This window comes from Winogradskyella sp. ECml5-4 (assembly GCF_036903175.1).
GTDB lineage: Bacteria > Bacteroidota > Bacteroidia > Flavobacteriales > Flavobacteriaceae > Winogradskyella > Winogradskyella damuponensis.
Genome location: NZ_JAYJLF010000002.1, coordinates 136,620 through 151,214, shown reverse-complemented (window position 1 = coordinate 151,214; position 14,595 = coordinate 136,620). Strand labels below are relative to the sequence as shown.

Sequence of the window (14,595 nt, the reverse complement as noted above, 5' to 3'; positions counted from 1 at the left end):
TGAACAATAATTCAAATTTAATGTTTTTTATAAGAATAAAATTGCTGCGGTTATAAAAAAAAATAAGCTATACAATGGTTAAAAAAATGTAAGAAGCATTTTAATTAAAATGGGTATTATACCTTTTTTTTGTAGCTTAAAATGAGTTGTTTAAGTGTTTAAAGTTGTTGGTCAGGCCTTTTACGTTGGTCGTATTTTAAATCTTTAAGTAGACTAGATTTAATACCTATAAAGAAATTCCATGAGCTACGATCACTAAAAGGGATCCAAGAAAAATTCATACGCCAACTTAATAAGTCACGTTCAAAACGCAATTGAGTATATGTAAATCCTTTGTTTAAGAAATCATAACCAGAAGAGGCTCCAACACTCCAGCGTGGAGATAAATCTACATCGCCAGAAAACATTAACGAATGTGAAGATATTTTGTCTTCACGTCTTGTATTAGTATAGTTGGCAGAGTAGGCTAATCTAAGACTCCATGGCATCTTATAGTTGTAGAATTCATTATCTTCTTCCTTATCGTCTTTGTTTTTATCTCTATCTGAAAGGCGTTGATCTGCAAAATCTTGAGATTTTCCAAATAAATCATCTGTTCGTCCTCCAGAACGAGCAGACTCTTGGGCAGAGGCTTTGTCACTGTCAGACTCAGTACCAGAAAAACTATCATTAGATAAGGTGTAGCTCATGTTTACATTAGCAGAGGTTAGTCTAAATAAACTTCCGCCATTGTCAATATTAAATGTGTTAATAACATTGTTGTTACTGTCTAAAGCATAGGGGTTAAGTGTCATCCCAAAGTTAATACTCATTTTTTTGTTTAAAATTTGAGTACCACCACTTACACGAACCGGACTCCATTTTAGTGAGTCTGCGGCAATGTCATAATCTGTTGAAAAGTTAAGATTATTTAATATAAATATTTTTTCAGGTTCTGTTTTTGTAGAATCCTTAGCACGTATCTTAGCTTCAAGATTATTGCCTAAAGAAAGACCAACACGACTAGAGTAAGTGTTTCCTGGCCTCCCATATAAGGAGTTTTCAAATCTTGTATATTCTACTTGGTCTGTTGTTGTTCCGTCTGCATCTATGACGTCGTAAGTCTCGTAATATTGGTTAAAAGCCGGACTAATAGAGTAGCTTATAGAAGGTCGCATGACATGACGGATTGCTTTTAGCTTTTTATCCTCACCTTCTTCTTCAAAATTATACATACCATAAATCGTAGTTCCAACACTAGCACCAACATTATATGTTAAAAAACGGTCAAAACCATTTTGGTCTATAGATACAGCCTTTTCTAAAGATTGATCGTAGATTTTTTTTACGGTTTTAAGGGTCCAATTTTCTTCGAAATTAGCATTAGCACTAACACTAAAATGATTAAATACTTTAAAATTTGTAGTGACAGGTATGCTATGTTTTATTCCTGTTATGGCATCATCAAACATTTCGCTTTTACCAAATATAGTATCGTTGGTTTTAATACTGTATTCTCCTCTAGTGTTTAATTGAAAGTTAATGTTGTGAATAGCTCCTTTTTTTGTTCCAGTTTTGGGTGCGAAAGGATAAATTCTACCCATAGAAACCTGCATGGTTGGCAATGTTAAATCAATGTCTCCTGTATTAGTGTTTTGTCTATGCGTAGCTGTTAGACTAACGTTTACTTGAGGGTCACCTTGTAGTGTTTTAGAATAAGATACAGAAGAAGCAAGTGTGTTATTTAAAAAACTAGATTGGTTTAATTGATTTATAGATTCTTGGAAATAAGAGCTACTTCCTAAGTTAACAGATGCAGAAAAACGCGAATTCGGGTTTGCTTTTGTGTCTTGACTATGCGACCATCTAATATTGTAAACCGTACTTTTACTAAAGTCTGGGAATCCACGTTCGCTACTTAATAAGTTTTCGTATCTAAAACTTACATTACCTCTGTATTTGTAACGCATTGCATAGTTGTTTTCCACACGCAAACCATAACTACCATTAGTGTAGTAATCTCCAAGAACAGCTAAATCTAAATAATCGCTAATAGCAAAATAATAACCACCATTTTGTAGGTTGTAACCTCTATTATTGTCTTCGCCAAAAGAAGGAAATATAATACCAGAGGTTTGTTTTTTTGTCATCGGAAAAAAGGCAAAAGGCAAGGCTATAGGTGTTGGTACACCATAAATTTCCATGTAAGTAGGACCAACAATTACTTTTTTGTTAGGTACCATTTTCATTTTAGAAGTTACAAACTGGTATTCAGGATCCTCCTCATCTTCGGCTGTTGTAAAGCGTGCATTAGCCATAAAATAAGTAGAGTCATTTTCCTTTTTTGTTTTTGGGGAATAGACTTTAAAACCTTGTTGTTCAGTTCTAGAGTTAAAAACTAGAGCTTTTTTAGATTCGGTATTAAAAACAATGGAGTCTGGTTCAATAATATTTTCTCCTTGCTTAAATACAGGACGTTGTGAATAGCCGGTTGAGTCCTTTATACGACCAGCATACACCAAATTTTTACTATAATCAATTACTATAACGCCAGACTTAATTTCCATGTCTTGGTACAACACTTCGGCTTCATTATATAGATATATTTTTTTTTGCTTTTGATTTAAAGAGACATAGTCCTTAGCTTTATACTTTACCGCATCAGTTAAAAAGCTTTCCTTTTTTGTAGAATCTTTTTTAGTAGAGTCAATCTCTCTTATATTTATAAGTGGCTTAACAATAGAATCTATGACTATTGTTGTAGAGTCCTTGCGTTGCTCAGCAGGAATTGAGCCGTTCTTTTTAGGTAATTCCTGGGCGAAGCTAAAAGTGTTGATAAACACTGTAAAACTCAAGGTAAAAAGTATGTAAAAGCTATTTGTACGCAATCCTTTTAAATGTATTTTTGTAAAAGTATGGCTCGGTTTTTGAAACGCCAAAAGTACAGTTATTTTTTTGTGATTAAATTATTAAAATCATAAAGTTGAAAAATACTCGGTAACAAATAGTAATGTATAATAAACCGAGAAAATAAAACGTTAAAATTAAATATGCAAACGAAGCAAAATCCCCTAATAGTATTTTTAGGCCTTTTATTTATAACTACTTTAACATCTTTCACGGCTTTAAATGCGCAAGATAATAAGTTTGTAGTGGTTTTAGATGCAGGTCATGGAGGGCATGACTCTGGTAATGTTGGAAATGGACATAGTGAAAAAAATATTGCACTAAAAGTAACTTTAGAAGTAGGAAAAGAGTTAGAGAAAAATCCAGATATAAAAGTCATCTATACACGTAAAACTGATGTTTTTGTTGAGTTACACGAACGTGCTAACATCGCCAACAAAGCCGATGCAGACTTATTTGTGTCTATACATTGTAATGCGCATAGCTCACAAGCTAGTGGAACAGAAACATTTGTATTAGGAGAAAAGAATACAGGACGTAATTTTGATGTAGCAAAACGTGAGAACGAAGTAATTTTTCTAGAAGATAACTACGAAGAAAATTATGCGGGGTTTGATCCTAGCTCTCCAGAATCTACTATAGCTATTGGCATTGAACAAGAAGTATATGTAGAGCAGAGTATTGTTTTAGCTCGAAAAATTGAAGATAATTTTATTCATAAAGCTAAGCGTAAGAGTAGAGGGTTAAAGCAAGCAAGTTTATTGGTTATTCGTAATACATATATGCCAAGTGTATTGGTAGAAGTTGGTTTTTTAACCAATAAAAGTGAAGGGAGCTATCTTAATACTAAGGCTGGGCAAACTAAAATGGCAACTGCAATTAAAACTGCTATTCTAGAATATAAAAAAGAACTTGACCAAAATGTTGGTAGCCATATCTTTGTTGGAGAGCAAACCGAAACAAAGGTCGATGAAGTTATTACTCCTAGAGTTATAGAGGGTGTAACATTTAAAGTACAAATAGCTGCAAGTTCTAGAGAATTAGAGGCAAAATCGTATAATTTTAAGGGGCTTGATGAAATTTCGAGAGAAAAAATAGGGAATATTTATAAATATTATAGCGGAAATACTTCCGATTATAATAAGATTATTCAACTACAAGAAGACGCTAAAAAGAGTTATTCAGGCGCATTTATTGTAGCATTCAAAGGAGGTAAAAGAATTAGTATGACAGAAGCCTTAAAATCTGCTTCTAATTAGAAACATTATTAATATATTTATTCCTAATTTTGTTTTAAACCAAAGTAAAGCCCATTGAAAGTCTCAAGAGAAGTTAAAACAGCCATATTAGTCTTATCTGGTATCGCTCTTTTTATATATTTATTTTCATATTTAAAAGGTGAAGATTTATTTTCTAATACCCAAACCTATTATACAGAGTTTAATTATAATGCCTTAAGTGCATCCTCTCCTGTTACTGTTAAGGGAAATAAGATAGGCAAAATTGAAGATATTTCTTATGATTTTGATTCTGGTAAAACCCGTGTGTCTTTTTCGGTTAATCCTAAATTAAAATTTTCTAAAAACAGTAAAATTAGATTGTATCCAACAGGTTTAATGGGCGGCAATGCCTTAGCTATAATTGATGCTGCTGATGGAGAAATTGCACAAGCAGGTGATTTTATTCAGTCAGAGGTAAAAGAAGGCTTAATCACTTCTTTAGGTGATGATTTTTCGGATATTAGTAAAGATTTAGGAACAACACTGCGTTCTACAGATACTTTAGTTGGGAACTTAAATACCTTGGTGACTGATGAGTCTGAAGAGGGTTTAAAACAAACTATAGCAGAACTCAACGCAACATTAAAGTCGTTTAAGAGTGTCGCATTTTCTGCGAACAACCTTATAAAAGCAAATGACGAAAAATTAACGTCAGTATTAGATAATTTTGATAAAACCAGTGCAGAATTAGCTATTTTAATCAAAGATCTTAATGAAGCAAAACTTTCTAATACCATTAAGAATGCAGATGAAATGCTTTTAAAATTTAATCAGTTAGCAGCTGGCTTGGAAGCAGGGAAAGGTTCTATGGGTAAATTGTTAAAAGACGATGCTCTTTATGATAATCTAGAAAAGGCATCTAAAGAATTAGAATTATTACTTTTAGATATTAAATTACATCCTGCGAGATACAGACGTATTTTATCCAAAAAGGAAATTCCTTATGAGGCGCCAACGCAAGAGCAATTAAATAATAATTAGACCTTTCTAAGATATGGAATACTTACCAAATATCATTTTTGCCATAATTTTAATTTCAGGTATCGGCTATTTTGCAAGCAACGTAAAAAAGCTAATTCGTAATATTAAATTAGGACATAAAGTAGATGCTAATGATAATAAATCTGAGCGCTGGAAAAACGTTATTAATATCGCTTTAGGCCAAAGTAAATTGGTAAAAAGACCTGTTTCTGGGTTTCTTCATGCCATTGTTTATGTTGGTTTTATTATTATCAATATTGAAGTTTTAGAAATCATTATCGATGGGCTTTTTGGAACACATAGAATAGGTTTATCTGTTTTACCAGAATCTGTATATGGGTTTTTAATTGGATCGTTTGAAGTTTTAGCGGTTTTAGTTTTAGTGTCTGTAATAGTGTTTTGGATACGAAGAAACGTTATTAAAATAAAACGATTCCTAAGTTCAGAAATGAAAGGTTGGCCAAAGAGTGATGGTAATATTATTCTTTATTTTGAAGTGGTTTTAATGTGTTTATTCTTAATAATGAACGCTACAGATACTACATTTCAGAATATTGAAGCAGGAAATGTAATTTCACAATTCATTGCACCATGGTTCAACGGTCTTTCAGAAGGTACACTTTCTGTTATAGAAAGATCTGCTTGGTGGTTACACGTTGTAGGTATTCTAATATTCTTAAACTATTTATACTTTTCAAAACATTTACATATTCTTTTAGCATTTCCTAATGTGTACTTTGGGAAAGTGGTACCAAAAGGAAAGTTTAATAATTTAGAAGCTGTTACTGCGGAGGTAAAATTAATGATGGATCCAGATGCCGATCCCTACGCCGTACCTCCTGAAACTTCTGAGGATGAAGTACCTGCTAAATTTGGTGCAAGTGATGTCATGGATTTGAGTCAGGTGCAGCTGCTTAATGCATATACATGTACAGAGTGTGGGCGTTGTACAAGTGAGTGTCCTGCAAACCTTACAGGAAAAAAATTATCTCCTCGTAAGATTATGATGGATACGCGAGATCGATTAGAAGAAGTTGGTAAAAATATAGATGCGAATAACGGCGAATTTAAAGACGATGGTAAACAACTTTTAGGAGATTATATTACAAACGAAGAGCTTTGGGCTTGTACAACTTGTAATGCTTGTGTAGAAGCTTGTCCAGTTAGCATAGATCCGTTATCAATTATTATAGAAATGCGTCGCTATTTAGTTATGGAGCAAAGTGCTGCACCAATGGAATTGAATACCATGATGACTAATATAGAAAATAACGGTGCACCTTGGCCTTACAACCAAATGGATCGTTTAAATTGGAAAGACGAAAATTAAAAATAGTTTAAAGGTTTAATACAATTTATGATTGCTAACACTTTTTTTAAGTAAAACCCAAAAACGATTAAATTTAATAGAATGAGCGAGCAACTTAATGTGCCAACTATGGCAGAAATGATGGCAGAAGGCAAGCAACCAGAAATTTTATTTTGGGTTGGTTCTGCTGGAAGTTACGATGATAGAGCAAAGAAAATAACAAGAGCTTTCGTGAAAATTCTAAATAAAGCAAACGTAAATTTTGCTGTATTAGGAACTGAAGAAAGTAATACTGGTGATGTCGCTAAGCGTGCGGGCAATGAATTTTTATTTCAGATGCAAGCGGTTATGAATATTGAAGTTTTAAACGCTTACGACGTAAAACGTATTGTGACATGTGATCCTCATTCCTTTAATTGTATCAAAAACGAATATCCAGGTCTTGGTGGTAACTATGAGGTTATTCATCATACACAATATATAGAAGAACTTATTAAATCCGGTCGCTTAACATTAGATGGCAATACCTATAAAGGTAAGCGTATTACTTTTCACGACCCTTGTTATTTAGGAAGAGCTAATAGTGTTTATGACGCACCAAGAGATGTACTAAAAAAAACCAATGCAACTTTAATAGAAATGAAGCGACATAAAGGAACTGCTTTATGTTGTGGAGCAGGAGGGGCGCAAATGTTTAAAGATGCAGAACCAGGAAATAAGGAAATTAATATTCTTAGAACAGAAGATGCTTTAGAAACCCAACCAGAAATTATTGCCACTGGTTGTCCGTATTGTAATACCATGATGACAGATGGTGTAAAGTTTAAAGAAAAAGAAGCTGACATAAAGGTGATGGATATTGCTGAGTTAATTGCTAATGCATAAAACAATAAAGTTGTGGAAAACAATATTGAAAAACTACCGTTAAAAAAGAGGGTTATTTCAGGTATTGGCACTGGTTTGTTATATGCTTCATTAATGGCAGGTTTAGATTATTTTACAGACCAACCATTTTCTTTGCTAAAGTTTCTATTTAATGCTTTCTTTTTTGGACTTGTAATGAGTTATGCCTTTAGGTATAAAATCACAAAAAAGAAAGATTAATAATATGTTTAAACAATGAACTTCACAAATCTTCAAATTCAAACAGAGCAATTACCTAAAGTTGAGGATGTCGTTTTAAAACCCATTTCAAAATCATACCTAAAGATTATTCTGCTAAACAAATTAGCTCTTTATACAGGGTTAATAGGATTAGTATTTGGGTTAAAATACATTATTGAGAAAAAAGAAGAGGTTCAACTTAATTTATGGTACATGCTATCTGCTGTAGTGGTGTTCTGTATTTTTAATTTCATAGTTAGTTTATTAGCATTTAAAAAGCGAAAATACGCTATGCGAGAACACGATGTTGTATATGCTAAAGGATTGCTGGTGCATTCTATAACTACAGTTCCTATATCTAGAATCCAACACGTAGAAGAATCTCGAAGTTGGTTAGCAAGACATTTTGGTTTAGCTACACTTAAAATATTTACAGCAGGAGAAGCTGGTAGCGACTTAAGCATTAAAGGGTTACCGTATATTGAAGCCAAGCAGATAAAAGAAATAATTAGCGACAAGGTTAATGGAAACAACTGATTTTTCGCAACCGATAAGGCAGTCTTCTAAAGGTATTATTATCATTTTTGCATTTAATGCTTTTTCATTTTTTAAAAAGTTTTTTGTGCTTTTTATAGCATTTGGTGTTTCTATAATGCGTAGAAAATCTTTTGGTGGTATAACACCAACAATGATGCTATTAGCTTTGTTGGGAGTTCTAATTATTATATTAGTTATTGCCATTTTAAAATATCTTAATTTCAAGTTTCATCTTAGTAAAGATGATTTTCATTTGGCTACCGGAATTATAAATAAAGACAATACTATTATTCCAAAGTCTAAAATCCAGAATGTATACATAAAACAAAATTTTCTACAACAAATTATAAATGTGGTCTCTGTTAAAATTGAGACAGCAGGCGATAAAAAGTCTGAAATTGAAATTAGCGCCCTAGATAAGCCAACAGCGTTATTGTTAAAGAAAAAGTTATTCAATAAAGCCAATGTTGAAAATGAACATGCAGAGCAAATAGACACTATTGAAGCATCAGAAGTATTCTTTAAAGTTACACCTAAACGTTTGTTATTAGAAGGTATATCTCAAAATCACTTTAAGAGCTTTTTACTGATACTAACTTTTGCTTATGGGATATATAGTGAATTCAAAGACTTTTTAAAAGATTTAGAATTAGAAAAACACGTTGAAGGTTTAGTGAAATTAGACGAAGACACAATTTTAAATCTAATAATCACTAATGTCGTAATTATTCTTGTGGTTGTATTGTTTTCATTTTTATTCTCAATAGTTACAACGTTTATCATCAATTTTAATCTCGAAGTTGTTGAGCATCAAAAAACGATAGAAATTAACAAAGGACTTTTTAATAAAGTATCCCTGAGTTTAACACCAAGCCGTATTCAGAATTTGGTTATTAAAACCAATCGTGTAAAGCAATATTTTAACTTGCATAGCTTATCTGTAAAACAAGCGATGGTAAATGCTAAGCAACAAAAGAATTTTAAAATTGTTGCTTTAGAAAAAGAACAGCTTAATCATCTTATAAATAAACTATTAATAAATTATAATAACGAAGGAGAAGTTGCCAAACCAAGACCTTACTTTATACGAATTTCTGTACTAGAAATGTTAGCTTTTGGAATTGTAATTAATGCTTTGTCTCTATTTTTATTTGGTATAGAGATGTTGTGGATTAATGTTGTCTTTGTGCCTTTTGCAGTGTTATATGTTTATTTTGCGTACAAGAAAGCCTATTATAAAATTTCAGATAATTTTTTAACTATAGGAAGTGGTGTAATTGATACGACCACAAATATTCTTGAAATTCATAAAATACAAGAAGTTGAATTAAAACAAACACTGTTTCAGCAGCGAAGTGACATTGCTTCTCTGGTTATTTCAACAGCATCAAAATCGGTTACTATTCCTTATGTTTCAAAACTAGAGGCTTTATCTATTTATAATTTCTTGTTATATAAGGTCGAATCTCAGGATAGAGATTGGATGTAAAATCGTATTTTTGCATTCAGAAATAAGAGAAATTTATGCTAGTCGATTTTAATACCTTACCAGAAGAATCCAGAGTTTGGATTTACCAAGCTAATCGTTCGTTTTCAGAAGAAGAACTAGAGCAATTAAAAAGCCAATTAGATACATTTATTGAAGCTTGGACAGCACATGGAAAAGATCTAAAAGCAGGTTATAAATTAGTTTATAAACGATTTATCGTTATTGCTATGGACCAAAGTTTAAATAGTGCAACAGGTTGTTCAATTGATGCGTCTGTCAATTTTATTCAACAATTAGAGCAGCAATACAATGTAGATTTAATGGATAAAATGAATGTATCTTACAAACAAGGAGAATTCATTGCGTATAAACCATTAACGGACTTCAAAAAAATGGCACAGCAAAAAGCCGTGTCTAAGAATACTATTGTTTTTAATAATCTAGTAACTAATATTGCTGAGTTTAATGAAAACTGGGAAGTTCCAGCAAGTGAAAGTTGGCATAATAGATTTATTAAATAACACTTTGTCTAAAAAACTTTTATATTTCAGATAGAATAGTCACTTTTACGTTCTACAAAAACGACAAACTTTAAATTGTGGCTACAGACATTTTTTTATTAAATATTTCAGGACAAGATAAACCGGGTTTAACATCATCTCTTACTAGTGTTTTAGCAGAATATGATGCTAAAATTTTAGATATTGGTCAAGCTAATATTCATGATACCTTATCCTTAGGAATCATGTTTGAAATAAAATCAGGTAAAAAATCGTCAGCAGTTCTTAAAGATTTATTGTTTAAGGCCTACGAACTAGGCATCAAAGCGAAATTCAAACCAATATCGCTTGAAGATTATGAGAACTGGGTAAATCAACAAGGTAAAGATCGTTACATCATAACTATTTTAGGCGAAAAATTGGCTGCAGAACAAATCTCTGAAGTCACTAAAATAATTTCTGAAAAGAATTTAAATATCGATTCGATAAAACGATTAACAGGGCGTTTATCTCTCGTTAAAAAAGAAGAATACCCAAGAGCATCCATTCAGCTATCCATTAGAGGAAAAATAGGAGATAAGACCGATTTTACTCAGAAATTTATGGAAATTTCAAGAGAATTAGATGCTGATATAGCTTTCCAAGAAGATAATATTTTTAGAAGAAACAGACGTTTGGTTTGTTTTGATATGGATTCAACTTTAATTCAAACCGAAGTTATTGATGAACTAGCAGAATTAGCAGGAGTAGGTGACGAGGTAAAAGCCATTACCGAATCTGCGATGCAAGGCGAAATAGATTTTAACGAAAGCTTTAAAAGACGAATGAAACTCTTAGAAGGTTTAAGTGAAACTGTTTTGCAAGAAGTTGCCGAACGTTTACCAATTACAAAAGGAGCTAAACGTCTAATAGACACATTACACTATTACGGTTTTAAAACCGCTATATTATCAGGTGGTTTTACTTATTTTGGACACTACCTTCAGAAAAAATTAGATATCGATTATGTGTTTGCTAACCAGTTAGAAATTAAAGATGGAGTTTTAACAGGAGGGTATTTAGGCGACATTGTTGATGGAAGCAAAAAAGCGGAATATTTACAACAATTAGCAGATGAAATGGGAATTGATATTAGTCAAACTATAGCTGTTGGTGATGGAGCAAATGATTTGCAAATGCTTAACCTTGCAGGTTTAGGAATTGCGTTTCATGCCAAACCAAAAGTAAAAGACAGTGCACAAAGTTCTATTTCTAGTATAGGATTAGATGGTGTGTTGTATTTGTTGGGTTATCATGATCGTCAAATTGATTTGCTTTCTTAATTTTTAAAAATTAAAATGTTTATCGCCTAGTTTATAAAACTATCTTAAAGTCTTTTTACTTACTGCTAAATATGCTATTTTGGCATAATATTCGTTATCACTTTGTGTACTTAACCTAAAACGATAAAAGATTGCTAATGCGTTATTTTGCCCTTATTCTTATATGTGCTTGTTTTCAAATAAACTTTGCACAAGACCTTTCTGCTAATCCACTTCAGTCTCAAGATGTTGTTCAGCAACAGAAATGGGTTGATAGTCTTTACGGTTCTATGTCTATAGAAGAAAAAATAGGACAATTATTTATGGTACAAGTGTTTTCAGACAAGGGAAAAGCACACGAAAATAGTATAGCAAAATTAATTACAGGTCATCATATAGGAGGTTTAATTTATTCTAATGGCGGACCAATACGCCAAGCCAAATTAAACAACGAATTACAAGCCGCTTCTAAAATCCCTCTATTAGTAGGAATGGATGCAGAATGGGGTTTAAGTATGCGTTTAGATTCTACTTATGCGTTCCCATGGAATATGACACTTGGAGCAATTACTGATAATAAATTAGTAGAGCAAACAGGAAGACAAATAGGTGAACATTGTAAACGATTGGGCGTGCATTTTAATTTTGCGCCTGCTGTAGACATTAACACCAATCCTAAAAATCCAATTATTGGAAATCGTTCTTTTGGGGAAGATAGAGACAATGTTACAGAAAAAGGCTTAGCATTTATGAAAGGTATGCAAAGTGCAGGAACTTTAGCCAATGCCAAACATTTTCCAGGTCACGGAGATACTGAAGATGATTCTCATTTAAAATTACCAACCATTAATTTTAGTGCTAAACGAATCGATTCTATAGAGTTGTATCCTTATAAGAAATTAATAAAACAAGGTTTGGCAAGTGTTATGGTAGCACACTTAAATGTACCAAGTTTAGAATCGCGAAGAGATTTTCCTTCATCATTATCTAAGCATATTGTAACAGATATTTTAAAAGAACAATTAGGCTTTAATGGCTTAATTTTTACAGATGCCTTAACCATGAAAGGTGCTGCAGATTATGTAGAGAAAGGTGTAGATGGAACTAGAACAAAAAGTTTAATCAAAGGAGGAGAAATTGATTTAATGGCATTTTTAGCAGGTAATGATGTGATGCTTATGTCTGAAGATCCAGCTAAGGGAATTGCTAAATTTGTTGAAGCTTATAATAATGGCACTATAACAGAGGAACGATTAGCACATTCTGTTAAGAAAATTTTAATGGCTAAATACAAAGTAGGACTCAATAATTATTCGCCTATTGGAATCTACGATTTAGAAAAAGACTTAAACAGACTTAAAGACGACGCCCTCTATGAAGAACTCATGGAAAATGCCATTACAGTGGTTAAAAATACCAATGATATATTACCATTAAGAGATTTAGAAACTAAGAAAATTGCCTATGTATCACTTGGTGATGATGATGGTTCTGCTTTTTTAGATGAATTAAAAAAATACACAAAAGTTCACGAGATAACAGCAGATAAATTAGATGGAGTTATAACGAAGCTTCATAATTATAATACGGTTGTTATTGGTTTTCATAAGTCTAATGCCAATCCATGGAAGGGCTTTAAATTCTCTCAAAAAGAAATGGCATGGCTCTATGAAATTGCGAGGACCAACACTGTAATCTTAGATATCTTTGCAAGACCTTATACCTTAAATGATTTACTATCAATAGAAAATATTGAAGGCATTGTAATGAGCTATCAAAACAGTAAAATCGCTCAAGAAAAATCAGCACAACTTATTTTTGGAGCGATTCCAGCAAAAGGAAAATTACCAGTAAGTACAGGTCAGTTTTTTCCAGTTGGTACAGGTATAACTTATAATAGTTTACTGAGCTTAAGTTATGGACTGCCAGAACGTGTTGGGATGGATTCTAAGTTATTAAGCCGAATAGATTCTGTAGCAAATCACGCTGTAAACGGGAAAATGACACCAGGAATTCAACTTTTGGTAGCACGAAAAGGTAAGGTAATTTACAATAAGAATTTTGGGTATCACACTTATGATAAAAAAAATAAAGTAGATTTTGACGATATCTATGATGTAGCGTCATTAACTAAAATACTAGCCACACTTCCTGTTTTAATGGAGTTAGAAGAACAAGGTTCTTTATCTTTAGATGATAAGCTAGGGGATTTAATGGTAGAATATAAAAATACAAATAAGAAAAATGTAACCTTAAAGAAAATGTTGTCACATTATGCGCAACTTAAACCTTGGATTCCTTTTTATTATGCCACTTTAGATACGGTTACAAAAAAACCAGACCCTAAGTATTACAGAAAAACTAAAACCGCAGGATTTGAAGTAGAGGTAACCAATACGCTTTTTATGCGAAATGATTACAAAGACTCTATTCAAAAAATTATTAGAGAAAGTGATTTGCTATCTAGTTTGCGTTATAGATATAGTGATTTACCTTATTATATTCTTAAAGATTACCTCGAAGGATTTTACGATAAGCCTTTAAATGAAATTACAGAAGATAGGTTTTATAAATCTCTTGGTGCGAATTACACAACTTATAATCCACGAAAAAAATTCAGTTTAAAAGATATTGTACCAACAGAAATAGATAATTATTATCGCTATAAAAAAGTACATGGTTATGTACATGATATGGGAGCTGCTATGCAAGACGGAGTAGGTGGTCATGCAGGTGTTTTTAGTAATGCTAATGATGTTGCTAAAATAATGCAGATGTATTTGCAGAAAGGGTTTTATGGTGGAAAACGTTATCTAAAAAGTGAAACCATAGATAAATTTAATTACTGCTATTATTGTGGTAATAATAATCGTCGTGGTATTGGGTTTGATAAACCACAATTAGGAGAAGAAGGCCCAACTTGCGGTTGTTTATCTATGACCAGTTTTGGTCATTCCGGTTTTACAGGGACTTATGCTTGGGCAGATCCAGAAGAAGAAATTATATATGTCTTTTTGGCAAATAGAACGTATCCTCAAGCAGGTAAGAATTTGTTACTTAGAGAGAATATTAGAACTGAAATTCAGCGTTTAATTTATGAGGCGATTATTGAATAATTTAATCGTTTAAAAAATGTAAGGATTTTAGAATGTATGAGACTTTATTTTAATTAGAATCATAGATTATGCATAATCGGAATTAACTTCGT

Annotated in this window: 11 protein-coding genes; 10 read left to right on the top strand and 1 reads right to left on the bottom strand. The window is 32.2% G+C overall.

The window, feature by feature from the left end:
* Positions 1-158 precede the first annotated feature (158 nt).
* The gene (locus tag VDP25_RS02265) at positions 159-2,918 is read right to left on the bottom strand and encodes a putative LPS assembly protein LptD (RefSeq protein ID WP_334466329.1); all 2,760 of its coding nucleotides are present in this window, start codon (positions 2,916-2,918) and stop codon (positions 159-161) included.
* Positions 2,919-3,029: 111 nt separating this feature from the next.
* Between VDP25_RS02265 and VDP25_RS02260 the strand changes: the two genes are divergently transcribed.
* The 10 genes from VDP25_RS02260 (at position 3,030) to VDP25_RS02215 (ending at position 14,503) form a co-directional block, all read left to right on the top strand.
* Complete coding sequence (locus VDP25_RS02260; RefSeq protein WP_334466326.1) at positions 3,030-4,145, top strand: N-acetylmuramoyl-L-alanine amidase; 1,116 nt, start codon at positions 3,030-3,032, stop codon at positions 4,143-4,145.
* A 54-nt stretch (positions 4,146-4,199) separates the two neighbouring features.
* Positions 4,200-5,147, top strand: coding sequence for an MlaD family protein (locus tag VDP25_RS02255; RefSeq protein ID WP_334466323.1), 948 nt, complete (start codon positions 4,200-4,202; stop codon positions 5,145-5,147).
* Between the two features lie 13 nt (positions 5,148-5,160).
* On the top strand, positions 5,161-6,477 hold the full coding sequence (locus VDP25_RS02250) for a (Fe-S)-binding protein (protein ID WP_334466320.1): 1,317 nt from the start codon (positions 5,161-5,163) through the stop codon (positions 6,475-6,477).
* A gap of 81 nt (positions 6,478-6,558) precedes the next feature.
* Complete coding sequence (locus VDP25_RS02245) at positions 6,559-7,341, top strand: (Fe-S)-binding protein (RefSeq protein ID WP_215925856.1); 783 nt, start codon at positions 6,559-6,561, stop codon at positions 7,339-7,341.
* Between the two features lie 12 nt (positions 7,342-7,353).
* A complete protein-coding gene (locus VDP25_RS02240; protein ID WP_334466316.1) occupies positions 7,354-7,560 on the top strand; it encodes a hypothetical protein in 207 nt (68 codons plus the stop codon).
* 15 nt (positions 7,561-7,575) lie between these two features.
* Positions 7,576-8,097, top strand: a complete 522-nt coding sequence (locus tag VDP25_RS02235; RefSeq protein WP_334466313.1) for a PH domain-containing protein — start codon at positions 7,576-7,578, stop codon at positions 8,095-8,097.
* Complete coding sequence (locus VDP25_RS02230) at positions 8,084-9,586, top strand: PH domain-containing protein (RefSeq protein ID WP_334466311.1); 1,503 nt, start codon at positions 8,084-8,086, stop codon at positions 9,584-9,586. The genes VDP25_RS02235 and VDP25_RS02230 overlap by 14 nt, the downstream gene beginning before the upstream one ends.
* Positions 9,587-9,621: 35 nt before the next feature.
* Complete coding sequence (locus VDP25_RS02225) at positions 9,622-10,107, top strand: ABC transporter ATPase (RefSeq protein ID WP_215925852.1); 486 nt, start codon at positions 9,622-9,624, stop codon at positions 10,105-10,107.
* A 77-nt stretch (positions 10,108-10,184) separates the two neighbouring features.
* Entirely contained in the window at positions 10,185-11,408 is a 1,224-nt protein-coding gene (gene serB / locus VDP25_RS02220) for a phosphoserine phosphatase SerB (protein WP_334466306.1), read from the top strand.
* 137 nt (positions 11,409-11,545) lie between these two features.
* Positions 11,546-14,503: a glycoside hydrolase family 3 N-terminal domain-containing protein gene (locus VDP25_RS02215; RefSeq protein ID WP_334466305.1), complete on the top strand. Its 2,958-nt coding sequence runs from the start codon at positions 11,546-11,548 to the stop codon at positions 14,501-14,503.
* Positions 14,504-14,595: the final 92 nt, after the last annotated feature.